Origin of the sequence: Pseudomonas sp. GZJR-8 (assembly GCF_002916705.1) — a bacterium.
GTDB classification, from domain to species: domain Bacteria; phylum Pseudomonadota; class Gammaproteobacteria; order Pseudomonadales; family Pseudomonadaceae; genus Aquipseudomonas; species Aquipseudomonas synxantha_A.
In genome coordinates, this window is sequence record NZ_JXSI01000004.1 from 119,259 (window position 1) to 140,311 (window position 21,053).

Consider the following 21,053-nt stretch of genomic DNA (forward strand, 5'->3'; position numbering starts at 1 on the left):
CATGGATATTAAACGCACAATCCTGATCGTCGCCCTGGCAATCGTGTCCTATGTCATGGTCCTTAAATGGAACCAGGACTACGGCCAGGCTGCCCTGCCGACTCAGAATGTTGCTACCAATCAGGCTGCGCCGGCTATTCCGGACACCCCGCTGGGTAACAATGCGTCCGCGAGTGCCGATGTTCCCAGCGCGAATGGCGAGACAAGTGCCCCGTTAGAAACGCCAGTGGTCACCAACAAAGACCTCATCCACGTGAAAACGGATGTGCTCGACCTGGCTATCGACCCACAAGGTGGTGATATTGCACAGCTGAAGCTGCCGCTTTATCCACGTCGCCAGGATCATCCGGATGTTCCGTTCCAGCTGTTCGATAACGGCGGTGAACGTACTTATCTGGCGCAAAGCGGCCTGACCGGCACCAATGGTCCGGATGCACGTGCTACCGGTCGTCCGGTTTATTCGACCGAGCAAAAGACTTATCAACTGGCAGACGGCCAGAACCAGTTGAACGTCGACCTGAAATTCAGCCTCGACGGCGTCAACTACATCAAGCGTTTCAGCTTTACCCGTGGTTTGTACGATCTGAAGGTCACTTACCTGATCGACAACACCAGCGACAAAGCCTGGAGCGGCAACCTGTTTGCCCAGCTCAAGCGTGACGCCAGTTCCGATCCGTCTTCCAGCACCGCCACCGGCACCGCGACTTACCTGGGCGCCGCCCTGTGGACAAGTAATGAGCCGTACAAAAAAGTGTCGATGAAAGATATCGACAAGGGCACGCTGAAAGAAACCGTCCAGGGTGGCTGGGTAGCGTGGCTGCAGCACTACTTCGTGACCGCCTGGATTCCGAACAAGGGTGACGCGAACCTGGTTCAAACCCGCAAGGACAGCCAGGGCAACTACATCATTGGGTTCACTGGCCCGGCGTTGACCGTCGCTCCAGGTGCCAAGGCTGAAACCAGCGCTACCCTGTACGCCGGTCCTAAAAGCCAGGCCGTATTGAAAGAGTTGTCCCCAGGTCTGGAACTGACTGTGGATTACGGCTTCCTGTGGTTCATTGCCCAGCCGATCTTCTGGCTGTTGCAACATATCCACAGCATCGTCGGCAACTGGGGCTGGTCGATCATCTTCCTGACCATGCTGATCAAGGGGATCTTCTTCCCACTGTCGGCAGCCAGCTACAAGTCGATGGCGCGTATGCGTGCCGTTGCCCCGAAACTGGCGGCACTGAAAGAACAACATGGCGATGACCGGCAGAAAATGTCGCAGGCCATGATGGAGCTGTACAAGAAAGAGAAGATCAACCCGCTGGGTGGATGCTTGCCTATTCTGGTACAGATGCCGGTGTTCCTGTCGCTGTACTGGGTACTGCTGGAAAGCGTGGAAATGCGCCAAGCGCCGTTCATGCTGTGGATAACTGACCTGTCGATCAAGGACCCGTTCTTTATCCTGCCGATCATCATGGGCGCGACCATGTTTATCCAGCAGCGTCTGAACCCAACCCCGCCGGATCCGATGCAGGCCAAGGTAATGAAAATGATGCCAATCATCTTCACCTTCTTCTTCCTGTGGTTCCCTGCTGGCTTGGTACTGTACTGGGTGGTCAACAACGTGTTGTCGATCTCTCAACAGTGGTACATCACACGTAAGATCGAAGCGGCTACCAAAAAAGCCGAGGCGTAATTTACTCTGTGGATAACCACTCAAGACGCCCCCTAGTGGGGCGTTTTGCTTTCCGTCACTTTTGTTCTGGAACCTGCTGATGAGCGCTCCTCGTGAAACCATCGCTGCTGTCGCCACCGCTCAGGGCCGAGGCGGAGTCGGTATCGTTCGAATTTCCGGCCCCTTGGCGGGCGTTGCGGCCATGGCAATCAGTGGCCGAGAGCTGAAACCCCGTTATGCCCATTACGGCCAGTTTCTGGATGCTGACCAAAGCGTATTGGACGAGGGCTTGGCGATCTATTTTCCGGGACCCAACTCTTTCACCGGTGAAGATGTCCTGGAATTACAGGGGCACGGTGGTCCTGTGGTCCTGGATATGCTCCTGCAGCGTTGCTTGCAACTGGGTTGCCGCTTGGCACGGCCTGGGGAATTCAGCGAACGGGCATTTCTGAACGACAAGCTCGATTTGGCCCAAGCCGAAGCGATTGCGGATTTGATCGAAGCCAGTTCTGCACAGGCTGCACGTAACGCTTTGCGCTCATTGCAGGGGGCTTTTTCCCTGCGTGTGCATAACCTGACCGAACAACTGATCAGTCTGCGTATCTACGTTGAAGCGGCGATCGATTTTCCCGAAGAAGAAATCGACTTCCTCGCGGATGGCCATGTGCTGGCAATGTTGGATAAGGTCCGTGAGGAATTATCCACAGTCCTGCGTGAAGCCGGGCAGGGAGCCTTGCTGCGCGATGGTATGACGGTGGTGATTGCCGGGCGGCCCAATGCCGGAAAATCCAGCCTGCTCAACGCCCTGGCAGGGCGCGAGGCGGCGATCGTCACCGAGATTGCCGGCACTACCCGGGATATCTTGCGCGAACATATCCACATCGACGGCATGCCGCTTCACGTCGTCGACACCGCCGGGCTGCGCGACACCGACGACCAGGTGGAAAAAATTGGTGTGGAACGCGCGCTCAAGGCTATCGGGGAAGCCGATCGTGTGTTGTTGGTCGTCGATGCCACGGCACCGGAAGCTGTGGATCCTTTTGCGCTGTGGCCAGAATTCCTCGAGCAACGACCTGACCCGGCCAAAGTCACCTTGATTCGTAACAAGGCCGACCTGACGGGTGAAGCGATTGCCCTGCAAACCAGTGAGGATGGCCATGTCACTATCAGCCTGAGCGCCAAAGCGGCAGGTGACGGCCTGGAATTGCTGCGTGAGCATCTCAAGGCCTGCATGGGCTATGAACAGACCTCGGAAAGCAGCTTCAGTGCACGTCGCAGGCATCTTGAGGCACTGCGCCATGCCAGTGCCGCCTTGGAGCACGGCCGGGCGCAGCTGACCTTGGCGGGTGCTGGGGAGCTGCTGGCTGAAGATTTACGTCAAGCACAGCAACTGCTGGGAGAAATTACCGGCGCGTTCAGCTCGGACGATTTGCTGGGCAGGATCTTCTCCAGCTTCTGCATCGGTAAATAGACCTTCGTTGTCCACAGACAGGCCATTCGCGCCTGTCTGTTCAGCCCGTTTCAGGGCAACCCAATCCATTTTTTGACTGACTCGCCGAGCAATCGGTGTTTTTCCGTGCGCGCTATTCGCCTCGGCTGGTACTTTTATGTGGATTAAACCCTGTGAGTAACCGCGCCTGTGCCCAGTTGATAACAGGGCTTGAAACCTGAGTAAAAACCCGTCTGTGGATAACCATCACTTTAATCCACAGGCTTAAAGCACTTATCCAAGGGCCTCATTGGCACATGACCACAGACTTTTGAATCGCTGTACACATTTAATATAAAGGGCTGTAGAGATCTATCCACAGAAACGTTGCTCAGTAGAAATAAACATAAAAACAAAGATTTAATAAATTTCTCTCTTTTAATTTCTATTGTCTGTAATTAATCCACAGCTGGTTAAATTTTGTGCAAAGGGTTCTTTAGGAAGGGCGAAGTCCCTATACTTGCCGCCATAGCTCCAAAACTCTTTCAACAGACAATTCCTGATTACCTACATAAGCAGGCACGAGGTGCGTGGTGGATTTCCCTTCCCGTTTTGAAGTGATCGTCATCGGCGGCGGTCATGCCGGTACCGAGGCAGCACTGGCGTCAGCACGCATGGGCGTAAAAACCCTGTTGCTTACGCACAACGTGGAAACCCTCGGTGCCATGAGTTGCAACCCCGCTATTGGCGGGATTGGCAAAAGCCATCTGGTCAAGGAAATCGATGCCCTTGGCGGTGTAATGGCGATGGCCACCGACAAAGGTGGTATTCAATTTCGCGTGCTAAACAGCCGTAAAGGCCCGGCCGTAAGGGCTACCCGAGCCCAGGCCGACCGCATCCTGTACAAGGCAGCGGTGCGCGAAACCCTGGAAAACCAGCCGAACCTGTGGATATTTCAGCAGGCTGCCGATGACCTGATCGTCGAGCAGGACCAGGTACGCGGTGTCGTCACGCAAATGGGTCTGCGTTTTCACGCAGATTCGGTAGTACTGACCACAGGGACGTTCCTCGGCGGACTTATCCACATCGGTATGCAAAATTATTCCGGTGGTCGCGCTGGTGATCCTCCGTCGATTGCCCTGGCAAAACGTCTGCGTGAACTGCCGCTGCGCGTCGGCCGCTTGAAAACCGGTACCCCGCCACGCATTGACGGGCGCTCTGTGGATTTCTCGGTGATGACCGAGCAAGCCGGTGATACGCCGATCCCGGTGATGTCGTTCATGGGTTCCAAAGAACAGCACCCCAAACAGGTCAGTTGCTGGATTACCCACACCAACGCCCGTACCCACGAAATCATTGCCGCGAACCTTGATCGTTCGCCGATGTATTCCGGAGTAATCGAAGGCATTGGCCCGCGGTATTGCCCGTCGATCGAAGACAAGATCCACCGCTTTGCCGACAAGGAAAGCCACCAGGTCTTTATCGAACCCGAAGGCTTGACCACTCACGAGCTGTACCCCAACGGGATTTCCACCTCGCTGCCGTTCGATGTGCAGATCCAGATCGTGCAATCGATTCGCGGTATGGAAAATGCGCACATCGTGCGTCCCGGCTACGCCATCGAGTACGACTACTTCGACCCGCGTGATCTGAAATACAGCCTGGAAACCAAGGTGATCGGGGGGTTGTTCTTTGCTGGCCAAATCAACGGGACCACCGGTTACGAAGAAGCCGGCGCCCAAGGTTTGCTGGCCGGAACCAACGCGGCATTGCGTGCACAAGGCAAAGACAGCTGGTGCCCGCGTCGTGATGAAGCGTACATCGGCGTATTGGTCGATGACCTGATCACCCTGGGCACCCAGGAACCGTACCGCATGTTCACTTCCCGCGCGGAATACCGTCTGATCCTGCGCGAAGACAACGCCGATCTACGCCTGACTGAAAAAGGTCGCGAGTTGGGCTTGGTCGATGACGCGCGCTGGGCTGCCTTCTGCAAAAAACGTGAAAGCATTGCGCTTGAAGAGCAACGCCTGAAAAGTACCTGGGTTCGCCCAGGCACCGAGCAGGGCGACGCGATCGCGGAAAAATTCGGCACGCCGTTGACCCATGAGTACAACTTGCTCAACCTGCTTTCTCGTCCGGAAATCGACTACGCTGGTCTGGTTGAAGTGACAGGCCAGGGCGCAGAAGACCCACAAGTCGCCGAACAGGTGGAGATCAAGACCAAGTACGCCGGTTACATTGATCGCCAGCAGGACGAAATCGCTCGCCTGCGCGCCAGTGAAGATACCAAGTTACCTGTGGATATCGACTACACCGGGATTTCCGGGCTGTCGAAAGAAATTCAAAGCAAGCTGGGGATAACTCGGCCTGAAACACTCGGGCAGGCTTCACGTATCCCTGGCGTGACCCCAGCAGCTATTTCGCTGTTGATGATTCATTTGAAAAAACGCGGCGCGGGCCGTCAGTTGGAGCAAAGCGCTTGAGTTCGTTGGTCACCTCGCAACACGCCGAAGAGTTATCCACAGGGGCGCGCCAGTTGGGCGTAGCGTTGACCGAGGTCCAGCATGAGTTACTGCTGGGCTACCTGGCCCTGTTGATCAAATGGAACAAGGCCTACAACCTGACCGCAGTGCGTGATCCAGACGAAATGGTCTCGCGCCATCTGCTCGATAGTCTCAGTGTGATGCCGTTCATCGAAAACGGTCGCTGGCTGGATGTCGGCAGCGGCGGCGGGATGCCTGGTATTCCGCTGGCCATCCTGTTTCCCGAGTCGCAAGTGACCTGCCTGGACAGCAACGGCAAGAAAACCCGCTTCCTGACCCAGGTCAAACTCGAACTCAAGCTGGACAACCTGCACGTTATCCACAGTCGCGTCGAAGCCTTTACGCCTGAACAGCCTTTCCATGGAATTGTTTCCCGGGCGTTCAGCAGCATGGAGAACTTCAGCAACTGGACTCGCCATCTAGGCGATCGCGACACGCGCTGGCTGGCAATGAAGGGCGTCCATCCAAGCGACGAGCTGTTAGCATTGCCGGCAGACTTCCACCTCGATAGCGAACACGCCTTGGCCGTCCCCGGTTGCCAAGGCCAACGCCATCTGCTGATACTGCGCCGCACGGCATGATTGGGAACACAAGCAAGAATGGCTAAGGTATTCGCGATTGCGAACCAGAAAGGTGGTGTGGGTAAAACCACCACCTGTATCAACCTCGCAGCATCCCTGGTCGCCACCAAGCGTCGGGTGCTGTTGATCGATCTCGATCCACAGGGCAACGCCACCATGGGTAGCGGTGTGGATAAACACGGCCTTGAAAACTCGGTCTACGATTTGCTGATTGGTGAATGTGACCTGGCCCAGGCCATGCACTATTCCGAGCACGGTGGTTACCAACTGCTGCCGGCCAACCGCGATTTGACCGCGGCGGAAGTGGTGTTGCTGGAAATGCAGATGAAAGAAAGCCGTCTGCGCAGCGCCTTGGCACCTATCCGCGAGAATTACGACTACATTTTGATCGACTGCCCGCCGTCGCTGTCGATGCTCACACTCAACGCGCTGGTTGCCGCCGATGGGGTGATTATCCCCATGCAGTGCGAGTACTTCGCCCTTGAGGGCTTGAGCGACCTTGTGGATAACATCAAGCGTATCGCTGAGTTGCTCAACCCGAACCTGAAAGTCGAAGGCCTGCTGCGGACAATGTATGACCCGCGCCTGAGCCTGATGAACGATGTCTCGGCGCAGCTCAAGGAACATTTTGGCGATCAGTTGTACGACACCGTGATTCCACGCAACATCCGCCTGGCCGAAGCACCAAGCTATGGCATGCCCGCGCTGGCGTACGATAAATCCTCGCGTGGTGCCATTGCCTACCTGGCGCTGGCTGGCGAGATGGTTCGTCGTCAACGCCGCAATTCACGCACCGCTGCAGCCCAGCCAACTTAAGGAACCCCCATGGCCGTCAAGAAACGAGGTCTCGGACGTGGACTGGATGCACTCCTGAGTGGTCCGACCGTCACATCGCTTGAAGAACAAGCGGTGCAGGCCGACGAGCGCGAGCTGCAGCACTTGCCCCTGGACCTGATCCAGCGCGGCAAATACCAGCCACGCCGGGACATGGATCCCCAGGCGCTGGAAGAACTGGCCAACTCGATCAAGGCCCAGGGCGTGATGCAACCGATTGTGGTGCGCCCAATTGGCAGTGGTCGCTTTGAGATCATCGCCGGTGAACGTCGCTGGCGCGCGAGCCAACAGGCTGGCAAGGAAACCATCCCGGCGATGGTGCGCGATGTGCCGGATGAAACCGCCATCGCCATGGCCTTGATCGAAAACATTCAGCGCGAAGACCTCAACCCGATCGAAGAAGCGATCGCATTGCAGCGTTTGCAGCAGGAATTTCAGCTTACCCAGCAACAAGTGGCCGAGGCGGTGGGAAAATCCCGTGTCACGGTTTCCAACTTGCTGCGTCTGATCGCCTTGCCGGAAGTCATCAAGACCATGTTGTCCCATGGCGATCTGGAAATGGGCCACGCTCGTGCTTTGCTGGGTTTGCCGGAAAATCAACAGGTTGAAGGGGCGCGACACGTTGTCGCACGAGGGCTCACCGTTCGTCAGACCGAGGCCCTGGTTCGCCAGTGGCTCAGCGGTAAACCTGCACCGGTTGAAACCACCAAACCTGATCCGGATATCGCGCGCCTCGAGCAGCGCCTGGCCGAGCGGCTAGGCTCTGCGGTGCAAATTCGCCACGGCAAGAAGGGCAAAGGGCAACTGGTCATCGGATATAACTCTCTCGATGAGCTTCAGGGCGTCCTTGCCCACATCCGCTGAAACATTTGCTTATGTAGCGCGTGATCGGAAATCACTACCCGACAGTTGAATAGGGGCAGAACCGCCCCTATACTCTGCGCGCATTTTGTCGGCACAAATTATGCCAAGTTATTGATTTCCGGCAGCCGACCATTGAGGAGCAAGAGTGATGGAAACCCGCACGCCAAACACGTTGCCGTTCCATCGCTTGGCTGTTTTTCCGGTTTTGTTGGCTCAATTTGTCATTTTGCTGATCGCCGCTTTGGCGCTTTGGTACTGGCATGGAGTCGTAGCCGGATATTCAGGACTCTGCGGAGGCCTGATAGCCTTGCTGCCCAATATGTATTTTGCTCACAGGGCCTTTCGGTTTTCCGGCGCCCGAGCAGCCCAGGCTATCGTGCGGTCTTTTTATGCCGGCGAAGCAGGGAAACTGATTTTGACGGCAGTGCTGTTTGCACTGACCTTTGCAGGTGTGAAGCCATTGGCGCCGCTGGCTGTATTCGGCGTCTTCGTGTTGACCCAACTGGTCAGCTGGTTCGCTCCCCTGCTAATGAAAACAAGACTTTCGAAACCTTAGGGCGTTTGAGGCAACCATGGCAGAAACAACCGCTTCGGGCTATATCCAGCACCACTTGCAGAACCTGACCTTCGGTCAGCTTCCTAATGGCGGCTGGGGCTTTGCCCACACCGCAGCAGAAGCCAAAGAAATGGGTTTCTGGGCTTTCCACCTGGATACTCTGGGTTGGTCGGTCGCATTGGGTCTGATCTTCGTCCTGATTTTCCGCATGGCGGCAAAGAAGGCGACTTCCGGTCAGCCAGGTGCTTTGCAGAACTTCGTTGAAGTATTGGTCGAATTCGTCGATGGCAGCGTGAAAGACAGCTTCCATGGCCGTAGCCCGGTGATTGCACCGTTGGCACTGACCATCTTCGTCTGGGTATTCCTGATGAACGCCGTCGACCTGATCCCGGTGGACTGGATTCCTCAGTTGGCCATGGCGATCTCCGGCGATCCGCACATCCCATTCCGTGCCGTATCCACCACTGACCCGAACGCTACCCTGGGCATGGCCCTGTCGGTGTTCGCGTTGATCATTTTCTACAGCATCAAGGTCAAGGGCATCGGCGGCTTCATCGGCGAACTGACCCTGCACCCGTTCGGCAGCAAGAACATCTTCGTTCAAGCCCTGCTGATCCCGGTGAACTTCCTGCTGGAATTCGTGACCCTGATCGCCAAGCCGATTTCCCTGGCTCTGCGACTGTTCGGCAACATGTATGCCGGCGAGCTGGTGTTCATTCTGATCGCTGTGATGTTCGGCAGCGGTCTGCTCTGGCTTAGCGGCCTGGGCGTAGTACTGCAGTGGGCGTGGGCTGTGTTCCACATCCTGATCATTACCCTGCAGGCCTTCATCTTCATGATGCTGACCATCGTCTATCTGTCGATGGCGCACGAAGAGAACCATTAAGACCAGTCTCGACTAGTCTGATGTCCTTCCCGGTCAAACGGGAAGGTGGCCCAACAGGGCTATGAAACGATTTGTTTTACCGCTTTAAAATCTAAAAAACCTAAACCATACGACGTAAAAGTCGGGAGGAAAGATGGAAACTGTAGTTGGTCTAACCGCTATCGCTGTTGCACTGTTGATCGGCCTGGGCGCCCTGGGTACTGCCATTGGTTTCGGCCTGCTGGGCGGCAAATTCCTGGAAGGCGCAGCGCGTCAGCCAGAAATGGTCCCAATGCTGCAAGTTAAAATGTTCATCGTCGCCGGCCTGCTCGACGCCGTGACCATGATCGGCGTTGGTATCGCACTGTTCTTCACCTTCGCGAACCCCTTCGTTGGTCAACTCGCTGGCTAATCACTCGAATTTTCGAGTGATTGGGGTGATGGACAACGAATGAGCGAGGTGTTGGCGTGAACATTAATGCAACCCTGATTGGCCAATCCGTTGCGTTCTTCATTTTTGTAGTGTTTTGCATGAAGTTCGTGTGGCCTCCGGTCATCGCGGCTTTGCACGAACGTCAGAAGAAGATCGCGGATGGTTTGGACGCTGCCAGCCGTGCAGCTCGCGACCTGGAGTTGGCCCACGAGAAAGTGGGTCAGCAACTGCGCGAAGCTAAAGCACAGGCAGCCGAGATCATTGAGCAAGCCAAGAAACGCGGTAACCAGATCGTCGAAGAGGCTGTTGAAAAAGCCCGCGTCGAAGCTGACCGTGTGAAGGCTTCGGCTCATGCCGAGATCGAACAGGAACTGAACGGCGTCAAAGACGCGCTGCGTGCCCAACTGGGTGCTCTGGCGGTCGGCGGTGCTGAGAAGATCCTCGGTGCCACAATCGATCAAAACGCGCACGCGGAGCTGGTTAACAAACTGGCTGCTGAAATTTAAGCGAGGGCGATCATGGCAGAACTGACCACGTTGGCCCGACCTTACGCTAAGGCAGCCTTCGAGCACGCCCAGGCCCACCAGCAGCTGGCCTCTTGGTCAGCCATGCTCGGCCTGGCTGCAGCAGTGTCGCAAGACGACACCATGCAGCGCGTGCTCAAGGCCCCGCGCCTGACGAGCGCAGACAAGGCCGCCACTTTTATTGAAGTGTGCGGCGACAAGTTTGATGTGAAGGTGCAGAACTTCATCCACGTCATTGCCGAAAACGACCGTCTCCCGCTATTGCCGGAGATCGCCGCTCTGTTCGACCTGTACAAGGCCGAAGCAGAGAAATCGGTAGACGTTGAAGTGACCAGTGCTTTCGCATTGAACCAAGAACAGCAAGACAAACTCGCCAAGGTTCTCAGTGCACGACTCAATCGGGAAGTGCGCCTGCAAGCTTCGGAGGACGCATCCCTGATTGGTGGTGTTGTTATCCGTGCCGGCGACCTGGTTATCGATGGCTCGATTCGCGGCAAAATCGCGAAACTTGCCGAAGCATTGAAATCTTGAGTTTGAAGGGGCAGCAGAGCAATGCAGCAACTCAATCCTTCCGAAATAAGTGAAATTATCAAGGGCCGCATCGACAAGCTCGATGTGACCTCCCAAGCCCGTAACGAAGGCACTGTCGTCAGCGTATCTGACGGCATCGTGCGGATTCACGGTCTGGCCGACGTAATGTACGGCGAGATGATCGAGTTTCCGGGCGGCGTCTACGGTATGGCCCTCAACCTGGAGCAAGACTCCGTAGGTGCCGTTGTATTGGGCGCGTACACCAGTCTGGCTGAAGGCATGAGCGCCAAGTGCACAGGCCGCATCCTGGAAGTTCCGGTTGGTAAGGAACTGCTGGGTCGCGTAGTCGACGCACTGGGTAACCCTGTTGACGGTAAAGGTCCACTGGGCAACACCGAGACCGACGCGGTCGAGAAAGTTGCTCCAGGCGTGATCTGGCGTAAGTCGGTAGACCAGCCTGTACAGACAGGCTACAAGGCTGTCGATGCCATGATCCCGGTCGGCCGTGGCCAGCGTGAGCTGATCATCGGTGACCGTCAGATCGGTAAAACCGCTCTGGCGATCGACGCGATCATCAACCAGAAAGACAGCGGCATTTTCTGCGTCTACGTAGCCATCGGTCAGAAGCAATCGACCATCGCCAACGTGGTTCGCAAGCTGGAAGAAAACGGCGCCCTGGCCAACACGATCATCGTGGCTGCCAGTGCTTCGGAATCTCCTGCGCTGCAATTCCTGGCACCGTACTCCGGTTGCACCATGGGTGAATTCTTCCGCGACCGCGGTGAAGACGCGCTGATCGTTTATGACGATCTGTCCAAGCAAGCAGTGGCTTACCGCCAGATTTCCCTGCTGCTGCGCCGTCCACCAGGCCGTGAAGCCTACCCAGGCGATGTGTTCTATCTCCACTCCCGTCTGCTGGAGCGCGCTTCCCGCGTTTCGGAAGAATACGTAGAGAAGTTCACCAACGGCGCAGTGACCGGCAAAACCGGTTCCCTGACCGCACTGCCGATCATCGAAACCCAGGCTGGCGACGTTTCCGCGTTCGTTCCGACCAACGTGATTTCCATCACTGACGGTCAGATCTTCCTGGAATCGGCCATGTTCAACTCCGGGATCCGTCCTGCTGTGAACGCCGGTGTTTCGGTATCCCGTGTGGGTGGTGCCGCTCAGACCAAGATCATCAAGAAGCTCTCCGGTGGTATCCGTACCGCTCTGGCTCAGTACCGTGAACTGGCGGCATTCGCCCAGTTCGCTTCTGACCTGGACGAAGCGACCCGTAAGCAACTTGAGCATGGTCAGCGCGTTACCGAGCTGATGAAGCAGAAGCAATACGCCCCAATGTCGATCGCTGACATGGCGTTGTCGCTGTATGCCGCTGAGCGTGGGTTCCTGACCGACGTTGAAATCGCCAAGGTCGGCAGCTTTGAACAAGCGCTGATTGCTTACTTCAACCGCGATCACGCCGAATTGATGGCGAAGATCAACGTGAAGGGTGACTTCAATGACGATATCGACGCTGGCATGAAAGCCGGTATCGAGAAGTTCAAGGCCACCCAAACCTGGTAAGCCGCAGCGGGAGCCGCAAGGCTCCCGCTTGCTAACCTGATAGGTGTTACATGGCAGGCGCAAAAGAGATTCGCAGTAAGATTGCGAGCATCAAAAGCACGCAAAAAATTACCAGCGCCATGGAAAAAGTGGCGGTCAGCAAAATGCGCAAGGCACAAATGCGCATGGCTGCTAGCCGTCCTTATGCGGAGCGTATCCGCCAGGTAATTGGGCATCTGGCCAACGCCAACCCGGAATACCGCCACCCGTTCATGATCGAGCGCGCCGTCAAGCGTGCAGGTTATGTGGTAGTGAGCAGTGACCGTGGTTTGTGCGGTGGTCTGAATACCAACCTGTTCAAGGCCCTGGTCAAGGACATGGCGGTAAACCGCGAAAACGGCGTCGAGATCGATCTGTGTGTGGTGGGTAGCAAGGGTGCGGCCTTTTTCCGCAACTTCGGCGGTAACGTCGTTGCAGCTATCAGCCATCTGGGTGAAGAGCCGTCGATCAATGATTTGATCGGCAGTGTGAAGGTGATGCTGGATGCGTACCTGGAAGGCCGTATTGACCGCCTTTCCGTGGTATCCAACAAGTTCATCAACACCATGACCCAGCAGCCAACCGTGGAGCAATTGATTCCACTGGTGGCGACTCCGGATCAGGAACTCAAGCACCACTGGGACTACCTCTACGAACCAGACGCCAAAGAGCTGCTTGATGGCTTGATGGTGCGCTACGTGGAGTCGCAGGTGTACCAGGCGGTGGTCGAGAACAACGCAGCTGAACAAGCGGCGCGGATGATCGCGATGAAAAACGCTACCGATAACGCCGGTGATCTGATCAGCGATTTGCAGCTGATCTACAACAAGGCGCGTCAGGCTGCGATCACCCAAGAGATCTCGGAAATCGTCGGCGGCGCTGCCGCGGTTTAACGGTTCAAATATTCAGAGGATCCAGCTATGAGTAGCGGACGTATCGTTCAAATCATCGGCGCCGTTATCGACGTGGAATTTCCACGCGACAGCGTACCGAGCATCTACAACGCGCTGAAAGTACAAGGCGCGGAAACTACCCTGGAAGTTCAGCAACAGCTGGGCGACGGCGTAGTTCGTACCATTGCGATGGGTTCCACCGAAGGCTTGAAGCGCGGTCTGGACGTTGTCGACACTGGCGCTGCCATCTCCGTACCGGTCGGTAAAGCGACCCTGGGCCGGATCATGGACGTACTGGGCAACCCGATCGACGAAGCTGGCCCGATCGCTACCGAAGAGCGCTGGGGCATTCACCGCGCAGCACCTTCGTTCGCAGAACAAGCGGGCGGCAACGACCTGCTGGAAACCGGCATCAAGGTTATCGACCTGGTTTGCCCGTTCGCCAAAGGCGGTAAAGTCGGTCTGTTCGGTGGTGCCGGTGTAGGCAAGACCGTAAACATGATGGAACTGATCCGTAACATCGCCATCGAGCACAGCGGTTATTCCGTGTTCGCCGGTGTGGGTGAGCGTACTCGTGAGGGTAACGACTTCTACCACGAGATGAAGGACTCCAACGTTCTGGACAAAGTGGCACTGGTTTACGGTCAGATGAACGAGCCGCCGGGAAACCGTCTGCGCGTAGCACTGACTGGCCTGACCATGGCCGAGAAGTTCCGTGACGAAGGTAACGACGTTCTGTTGTTCGTCGACAACATCTACCGTTACACCCTGGCCGGTACTGAAGTATCCGCACTGCTGGGCCGTATGCCTTCTGCAGTAGGTTACCAGCCGACCCTGGCTGAAGAGATGGGCGTTCTGCAAGAACGTATCACTTCGACCAAGGAAGGTTCGATCACCTCGATCCAAGCGGTATACGTACCTGCGGATGACTTGACCGACCCGTCGCCAGCCACCACCTTCGCCCACTTGGACGCCACCGTCGTTCTGTCCCGTGACATCGCTTCCCTGGGTATCTACCCAGCGGTCGATCCACTCGACTCGACTTCGCGCCAGCTGGATCCGAACGTGATCGGCCAGGAGCACTACGACACCGCTCGCGGCGTTCAGTACGTGCTGCAGCGTTACAAAGAACTGAAGGACATCATTGCGATCCTGGGTATGGACGAGCTGTCGGAAGCCGACAAGCAGTTGGTAAACCGTGCTCGTAAGATCCAGCGTTTCTTGTCGCAGCCGTTCTTCGTGGCTGAAGTCTTCACCGGTGCCTCGGGTAAATACGTTTCCCTGAAAGACACCATTGCTGGCTTCAAAGGCATCCTCAACGGTGACTACGACCACCTGCCAGAACAAGCGTTCTACATGGTCGGCGGCATCGAAGAAGCGATCGAGAAAGCCAAGAAACTGTAATCCAGGCGCCCGGCAACGGGCGCTCATCAGGTTGAGGCAATCAGATGGCTATGACAGTCCATTGCGATATCGTCAGCGCGGAAGGGGAAATTTTCTCCGGTCTGGTCGAGTTTGTAACAGCGCACGGCGACTTGGGTGATCTTGGTATCGCCATGGGTCACGCCCCGCTGATCACAAGCTTGAAGCCAGGTCCGATCACTCTGACCAAGCAAGGCGGGGAAAAAGAGGTGTTCTACATCTCTGGTGGTTTCCTCGAGGTTCAGCCGAACATGGTCAAGGTACTTGCCGACACCGTGCAACGTGCTGGCGACCTGGATGAAGCCTCCGCTCAGGAAGCCGTCAAGGCTGCCGAGAAGGCCCTGAACGAAAAAGGCGCAGACTTCGACTACAGCGCTGCTGCAGTTCGTCTGGCCGAGGCTGCAGCTCAGCTGCGCACGCTCCAGCAGATCCGCAAGAAGTAAGCGGCCTTGCCGTTACACTTCATGCGTGATTGATTAAAAAGGGTGGCCTCGGCTACCCTTTTTCTTTTTTTGCAAAACACTTCTTTGGTCTGAACCCGGACCGCCCAGGATTGGTAGCCATTCATGTCTCTTGAAATCGTCATTCTCGCCGCAGGCCAGGGCACCCGTATGCGTTCAGCCCTGCCCAAGGTGCTGCACCCGGTCGCGGGTAACTCCATGCTGGGTCATGTTATCCACAGCGCCCGGCAATTGGACCCGCAACGTATTCATGTGGTGATTGGCCACGGTGCAGACGTGGTCCGTGAGCGTCTGGCTGCGGACGACTTGAATTTCGTATTGCAAGACAAGCAACTGGGCACCGGCCACGCTACCGCGCAAGCCGTGCCCTTCATTACCGCCGACACGGTGCTGATCCTCTATGGCGATGTACCGCTGATTGAAGTAGAAACCCTGCAACGACTGCTCAAGCACGTAGTGCCTGGCCAGATGGGCTTGCTCACCGTTGAGTTGGACGACCCTACCGGCTATGGCCGCATCGTGCGCAATGCCGACGGCAAGGTTGCCGCGATCGTCGAGCACAAGGACGCCAGTGAAGCCCAGCGCGCCATTACCGAAGGCAACACCGGCATTCTTGCCGTACCTGCCGATAAGCTGGGCGACTGGATGAGCCGTCTGTCCAACAACAATGCCCAGGGCGAGTACTACCTCACCGATGTCATTGAGATGGCCGTCAGCGATGGCCTGGTGGTCGCCACTGAGCAGCCCCACGACCCGATGGAAGTGCAGGGCGCCAACGACCGCAAGCAGCTTGCAGAGCTGGAGCGTCACTACCAGTTGCGTGAAGGCCTGCGTCTGATGGCCCAGGGCGTGACCCTGCGTGACCCGGCGCGTTTCGATGTGCGTGGCGACGTAACAGTAGGCCGCGACGTGCTGATCGATATCAACGTGATCCTCGAAGGCCGGGTGATCATTGAAGACAATGTGGTCATCGGCCCGAACTGCGTGATCAAGGACAGCACCTTGCGCAAAGGCGTGGTCGTCAAGGCCAACAGCCATGTCGACGGTGCCGTGATGGGTGAGGGCAGCGATGCGGGGCCGTTTGCGCGCTTGCGTCCAGGTAGCGAGCTGGGGGCCAAGGCCCATGTGGGTAACTTTGTCGAACTGAAAAACGCACACCTCGGCGAAGGTGCAAAAGTCGGTCACCTGACTTACCTGGGCGATGCCGTCATCGGCGCCCGCACCAACATTGGTGCCGGCACCATCACCTGCAACTATGACGGCGCCAACAAGTACCAGACGACGATTGGTGAAGATGTATTCATTGGCTCCAATAACTCGCTGATTGCACCCGTCACCATTGGCGATGGTTCAAATACGGCGGCAGGCTCGACCATCAACCAGGATGTGGATAAGTCCCAGCTGGCGGTAGCCCGCGCCCGTCAACGCAATATCGACGGTTGGAAACGCCCGGTCAAAATCAAGAAGACCTGAGTTGTCCACAGCCTTGGCAGCGTCAAAACTCCAATGTGGAAGGGGGCTTGCTCCCGATAGCGGTGGACCAGTCAACTCATCAGGTGACTGACACACCGCCATCGGGGGCAAGCCCCCTCCCACATTTGCCGGTGTTGTTCGAAAAATAGTTATCGCCCCCGCTTGACGATCTTTCGCCAATAGGTTTTGATTGCCTTCGTTATCTTTCGGAACGAAACTTATCACTGCCATGTCGAAACGAAATACTCCCCAGCGGCGCCACAATATCCTCACCTTGCTCAATGAGCAGGGCGAAGTCAGCGTGGACCAACTGGCCAAGCGTTTCGAAACTTCGGAAGTCACCATCCGCAAGGACTTAGCCGCCCTCGAAAGTAACGGCCTGCTTCTGCGTCGCTACGGTGGCGCAATCACCATGCCCCAAGAGCTGGTGGGCGACGCCGCCCAGCCCATCTCGGCCTACAAGCGTGCCATCGCACGTGCGGCCGTGGTGCGCTTGCGTGAACATGCGCGCATCATCATCGACAGCGGCAGCACCACCGCCGCCATGATTCCGGAACTCGGTCATCAACCCGGGCTGGTGGTTATGACCAACTCCTTGAATGTGGCCCGCGCCCTGAGCGAACTGGAACATGAACCGGTGCTGTTAATGACCGGCGGTACCTGGGACCCGCATTCGGACTCGTTCCAGGGGCAGGTTGCCGAGCAGGTGCTGCGTTCTTACGATTTCGATCAGTTGTTCATTGGCGCCGACGGCATCGACTTGCAGCGCGGCACCACCACCTTCAACGAACTGCTGGGCCTGAGCCGGGTGATGGCTGAGGTCGCCCGTGAAGTGGTGGTGATGGTCGAGTCCGACAAGATTGGCCGCAAGATTCCCAACCTGGAGCTGCCCTGGAGCAGCGTCCATACCCTTATTACCGATGATCGCCTGCCACTTGAGGCCCGCGACCAGATCCAAGCCCGCGGCATTACGCTGATATGCGCGGCAGTCATCTAGGAGAAACACCATGTGTGGAATTGTTGGCGCAGTCGCCGAACGTAACGTAACTGCTATCCTGATCGAAGGCCTCAAGCGCCTGGAATACCGCGGCTATGACAGCGCAGGCGTGGCCGTCTTCACCAACGCCGGCAAGCTGGAGCGCATGCGCCGCCCGGGCAAGGTCAGCGAGTTGGACCAGGCTCTGGCCGGCGAGCCTCTGGCGGGTCGCCTGGGTATCGCCCACACCCGTTGGGCCACCCACGGCGCGCCGTGCGAACGCAACGCCCACCCGCATTTTTCCGGTGACCTGGCGGTGGTGCACAACGGCATCATCGAAAACCACGAAGTGCTGCGTGAGCAACTCAAGGGCCTGGGCTACGTGTTCACCTCGGACACCGACACCGAAGTGATCGCCCACCTGCTCAACCACAAGCTCAAAGACCACAGTGACCTGACCACGGCCCTCAAGGCCACAGTCAAAGAGCTGCACGGCGCCTACGGCCTGGCCGTGATCAGTGCCAGCCAGCCTGACCGCTTGGTTGCCGCGCGCAGTGGCAGCCCATTGGTAATCGGCCTGGGCCTGGGCGAGAACTTCCTTGCCTCCGACCAACTGGCCCTGCGCCAGGTGACCGACCGTTTCATGTACCTGGAAGAAGGCGATATTGCCGACATCCGCCGTGAAAGCGTACAGATCTGGGACGTTGACGGTCAGTCGGTCGAGCGTGAAGCCGTGCAATACCGCGACGGTGCCGAAGCCGCCGACAAAGGCGAGTTCCGCCACTTTATGCTCAAGGAAATCCACGAGCAGCCATCCGTGGTGCAACGCACCCTGGAAGGTCGCCTGAGCCAGAACCAGGTGCTGGTCAACGCCTTCGGCCCGCAAGCCGCCGAACTGTTCGCCAAAGTGCGCAATGTACAAATCGTTGCCTGTGGCACCAGCTACCACGCCGGTATGGTCGCGCGTTATTGGCTGGAAGAATTGGCCGGCATCCCGTGCCAGGTCGAAGTCGCCAGCGAGTTCCGCTACCGCAAAGTGGTGGTGCAGCCAGACACCCTGTTCGTGACCATCTCCCAGTCCGGCGAAACCGCCGACACCCTGGCTGCCCTGCGCAACGCCAAGGAGCTGGGCTTCCTCGGCAGCCTGGCCATCTGCAACGTCAGCATCAGCTCCCTGGTGCGTGAATCCGACCTGACCCTGCTGACCCAAGCCGGTCGCGAAATCGGCGTAGCCTCCACCAAAGCCTTCACGACTCAACTGGTGGGCCTGCTGCTGCTGACCCTGTCCCTGGGCCAAGTACGCGGCACCCTCGCCGAGGGCGTCGAAGCCACTCTGGTGGAAGAACTGCGTCGTCTGCCCACCCGCCTGGGTGAAGCCCTGGCCATGGACAGCACCGTGGAAAAAGTCGCCGAGCTGTTCGCTGACAAGAACCACACCCTGTTCCTGGGCCGTGGCGCGCAATACCCCGTGGCAATGGAAGGCTCGCTGAAACTCAAGGAAATCTCGTACATCCACGCTGAAGCCTACCCGGCCGGTGAGCTGAAGCACGGCCCACTGGCCCTGGTGGATGACGACATGCCGGTGGTCACCGTCGCGCCGAACAACGAACTGCTGGAGAAGCTCAAGTCCAACCTGCAGGAAGTACGCGCCCGTGGCGGCCAACTGATCGTCTTCGCAGATGAGAAGGCAGGCATGACCAATGGTGAAGGCACCCACGTGATCAACATGCCGCACATTCACGACACCCTGTCGCCGATCCTCTACACCATCCCGCTGCAGTTGCTGTCGTACTACGTCGCCGTGCTCAAAGGCACCGACGTTGACCAGCCGCGTAACCTGGCTAAGTCGGTGACGGTGGAGTAAGGCTTACTGACGTACCCAAAAGGGGCTGTTTTCAACAGCCCCTTTTTTACGTTTTGGATTCGCTTAATTCGAGGATGCGTACTGATGCAACACCCTTCTGCTACTGTCCACGCACGTTTGCACGATCGTCGGTTTGCGGTCGCGAACAACGCCCAAGGGGTGTCCGGCACCGGCACCGTGTTTCATTACCAAATCGAAGATGGCGTGATTTCGAGCACTTACCACGGTGGCCGGATTCGCGTGGGCACGCAGGTCGGGCGGGTGACCGGTGCAGAGACCATCGAGCTGCTATTTCAGTGCGTAACCCTGGAAGGTGAACTGCGCGCGGGGTGGTCACGTGGCACGGTAGGCGTGGATCACGCCGGGCGCACCACGCTGAGTTTCGTTTGGGGCTGGCTATCGGGTGCGATAGGCGGAGGGGAGTCTAGCTATGTCGAGATCACTGCTGCACCAGTTTCAGACTTTGCTTAAACCCTGAAAGCACCACAAGTCCAAGGTGGGAGGGGGCTTGCTCCCGATTGCGGTGTATCAGCCAGCATAGGCAGTTACTGACAAACCGCTATCGGAGGCAAGCCTCCTCCCACATTTTGATCTTCATTGGTGCTGAAAAAGGGATGGAGTCAGGTCCACCAGTAGCGCACGAGGTGAAAGAAGATCGGCGCCGCGAAGCACACCGAATCCAGCCGATCCAGCATCCCACCGTGCCCTTCGATCATGTGCCCCCAGTCCTTCACGCCGCGGTCACGCTTGATCGCCGACATCACAATCCCGCCGGCAAAGCCCAGCAGGTTGATCAACAGCGCAATCAAGAACGACTGCCACGGGTTGAACGGTGTGGTCCACCACAGCGCCGCGCCGATCAAGGACGACAGCAGAATGCCGCCCACAAACCCCTCCACGGTTTTCGACGGTGACAGGTTAGGCGCGATCTTGTGTTTGCCGAACAGCTTGCCGCATACGTACTGCAGCACGTCCGAAAGTTGCACCACGATCACCAGGTAAGCGATCAACAACAGGTTACGGCCTTCGTAGCCGGGGATGTCCAACGTCAGCAGGGCAGGGACGAAGGACACGCAGAACACCGCGATCATCAGCCCCCATTGCACCTTCGAGGCGCGTTCCAGGAAGTGTGTGCTGTCGCCGCCAAGGGAGGCGAGGATCGGCAGCAGCAGGAACACGTACACCGGGATGAAGATCGAGAACAGCCCATACCAGTCGGCGTAGATCAGCAGGTATTGAAGCGGCAGGGCAAGGTAAAACGCGGCCACCAGCGCCGGATAGTCGCTGCGCCGGGTCGGGGTGAGGGTCAGGAATTCGCGCAGGGCGTAGAACGACACCGCGTAGAACAGCAGGATCACCGCGCCGGTGCCGAGCCAGAAGGCGACGCCGATCACTACCACCATGACCCACCAGGCGTTGATGCGGGCGTTGAGGTTGTCGATGACTGCGTTGGGGCTGCCACGGGTGCGCAGCTTGAGGATCAGGCCGATCAGCGAGGCGATGACCAGGATCGCGCCGATGCCGCCGAACAACATCAGGGTTTGGCTATCCATT

General features: G+C 57.5%; 20 protein-coding genes. 19 read left to right on the forward strand and 1 reads right to left on the reverse strand.

The features are described 5' to 3' along the window. The first annotated feature begins 1 nt into the window (after window position 1). The 19 genes from yidC to TK42_RS09710 all read left to right on the forward strand — a co-directional run bounded on the left by yidC (window position 2) and on the right by TK42_RS09710 (window position 19,970). Entirely contained in the window at window positions 2-1,684 is a 1,683-nt protein-coding gene (gene yidC, locus TK42_RS09620) for a membrane protein insertase YidC (RefSeq protein ID WP_005792609.1), read from the forward strand. Between the two features lie 79 nt (window positions 1,685-1,763). Continuing rightward, complete coding sequence (gene mnmE, locus TK42_RS09625) at window positions 1,764-3,134, forward strand: tRNA uridine-5-carboxymethylaminomethyl(34) synthesis GTPase MnmE (protein ID WP_032878611.1); 1,371 nt, start codon at window positions 1,764-1,766, stop codon at window positions 3,132-3,134. Between the two features lie 551 nt (window positions 3,135-3,685). Then, window positions 3,686-5,578, forward strand: coding sequence for a tRNA uridine-5-carboxymethylaminomethyl(34) synthesis enzyme MnmG (mnmG, locus tag TK42_RS09630; RefSeq protein ID WP_005792607.1), 1,893 nt, complete (start codon window positions 3,686-3,688; stop codon window positions 5,576-5,578). Beyond that, window positions 5,575-6,219, forward strand: coding sequence for a 16S rRNA (guanine(527)-N(7))-methyltransferase RsmG (gene rsmG, locus TK42_RS09635; RefSeq protein WP_032878612.1), 645 nt, complete (start codon window positions 5,575-5,577; stop codon window positions 6,217-6,219). The genes mnmG and rsmG overlap by 4 nt, the downstream gene beginning before the upstream one ends. Before the next feature lie 18 nt (window positions 6,220-6,237). After that, entirely contained in the window at window positions 6,238-7,035 is a 798-nt protein-coding gene (locus TK42_RS09640) for a ParA family protein (protein ID WP_005792605.1), read from the forward strand. 9 nt (window positions 7,036-7,044) lie between these two features. Further along, entirely contained in the window at window positions 7,045-7,917 is an 873-nt protein-coding gene (locus tag TK42_RS09645; RefSeq protein ID WP_032878614.1) for a ParB/RepB/Spo0J family partition protein, read from the forward strand. Window positions 7,918-8,065: 148 nt separating this feature from the next. Beyond that, window positions 8,066-8,473: a F0F1 ATP synthase subunit I gene (locus TK42_RS09650; RefSeq protein ID WP_010565865.1), complete on the forward strand. Its 408-nt coding sequence runs from the start codon at window positions 8,066-8,068 to the stop codon at window positions 8,471-8,473. Between the two features lie 16 nt (window positions 8,474-8,489). Continuing rightward, on the forward strand, window positions 8,490-9,359 hold the full coding sequence (atpB, locus tag TK42_RS09655) for a F0F1 ATP synthase subunit A (protein ID WP_003195886.1): 870 nt from the start codon (window positions 8,490-8,492) through the stop codon (window positions 9,357-9,359). Between the two features lie 133 nt (window positions 9,360-9,492). After that, window positions 9,493-9,750 carry a F0F1 ATP synthase subunit C gene (atpE, locus tag TK42_RS09660; protein WP_002555987.1) on the forward strand — a complete coding sequence of 86 codons (258 nt, stop codon included), beginning with the start codon at window positions 9,493-9,495 and terminating at the stop codon, window positions 9,748-9,750. 56 nt (window positions 9,751-9,806) lie between these two features. Further along, complete coding sequence (locus TK42_RS09665) at window positions 9,807-10,277, forward strand: F0F1 ATP synthase subunit B (protein WP_003195835.1); 471 nt, start codon at window positions 9,807-9,809, stop codon at window positions 10,275-10,277. Window positions 10,278-10,289: 12 nt separating this feature from the next. Beyond that, window positions 10,290-10,826 (forward strand): F0F1 ATP synthase subunit delta, encoded by a 537-nt coding sequence (locus TK42_RS09670; RefSeq protein ID WP_003195833.1) that lies wholly within the window; start codon window positions 10,290-10,292, stop codon window positions 10,824-10,826. 21 nt (window positions 10,827-10,847) lie between these two features. Next, a complete protein-coding gene (atpA, locus tag TK42_RS09675; RefSeq protein ID WP_003195831.1) occupies window positions 10,848-12,392 on the forward strand; it encodes a F0F1 ATP synthase subunit alpha in 1,545 nt (514 codons plus the stop codon). Window positions 12,393-12,442: 50 nt separating this feature from the next. After that, window positions 12,443-13,303, forward strand: a complete 861-nt coding sequence (atpG, locus tag TK42_RS09680; protein WP_005792602.1) for a F0F1 ATP synthase subunit gamma — start codon at window positions 12,443-12,445, stop codon at window positions 13,301-13,303. A gap of 27 nt (window positions 13,304-13,330) precedes the next feature. Then, on the forward strand, window positions 13,331-14,707 hold the full coding sequence (atpD, locus tag TK42_RS09685) for a F0F1 ATP synthase subunit beta (protein WP_003195827.1): 1,377 nt from the start codon (window positions 13,331-13,333) through the stop codon (window positions 14,705-14,707). A 44-nt stretch (window positions 14,708-14,751) separates the two neighbouring features. Further along, window positions 14,752-15,168 carry a F0F1 ATP synthase subunit epsilon gene (locus TK42_RS09690; protein ID WP_005792601.1) on the forward strand — a complete coding sequence of 139 codons (417 nt, stop codon included), beginning with the start codon at window positions 14,752-14,754 and terminating at the stop codon, window positions 15,166-15,168. Window positions 15,169-15,291: 123 nt separating this feature from the next. After that, window positions 15,292-16,659 carry a bifunctional UDP-N-acetylglucosamine diphosphorylase/glucosamine-1-phosphate N-acetyltransferase GlmU gene (gene glmU, locus TK42_RS09695; RefSeq protein ID WP_032878616.1) on the forward strand — a complete coding sequence of 456 codons (1,368 nt, stop codon included), beginning with the start codon at window positions 15,292-15,294 and terminating at the stop codon, window positions 16,657-16,659. A 229-nt stretch (window positions 16,660-16,888) separates the two neighbouring features. After that, the gene (locus TK42_RS09700; RefSeq protein ID WP_032878617.1) at window positions 16,889-17,656 is read left to right on the forward strand and encodes a DeoR/GlpR family DNA-binding transcription regulator; all 768 of its coding nucleotides are present in this window, start codon (window positions 16,889-16,891) and stop codon (window positions 17,654-17,656) included. A gap of 10 nt (window positions 17,657-17,666) precedes the next feature. Then, a complete protein-coding gene (gene glmS / locus TK42_RS09705) occupies window positions 17,667-19,499 on the forward strand; it encodes a glutamine--fructose-6-phosphate transaminase (isomerizing) (protein WP_005792598.1) in 1,833 nt (610 codons plus the stop codon). 84 nt (window positions 19,500-19,583) lie between these two features. Then, window positions 19,584-19,970, forward strand: a complete 387-nt coding sequence (locus TK42_RS09710; RefSeq protein WP_032878619.1) for a hypothetical protein — start codon at window positions 19,584-19,586, stop codon at window positions 19,968-19,970. 149 nt (window positions 19,971-20,119) lie between these two features. Here TK42_RS09710 and TK42_RS09715 read toward each other — a convergent pair whose 3' ends face one another. Further along, the gene (locus tag TK42_RS09715; RefSeq protein ID WP_003195814.1) at window positions 20,120-21,052 is read right to left on the reverse strand and encodes a phosphatidate cytidylyltransferase; all 933 of its coding nucleotides are present in this window, start codon (window positions 21,050-21,052) and stop codon (window positions 20,120-20,122) included. Between the last annotated feature and the right edge of the window lies 1 nt (window position 21,053).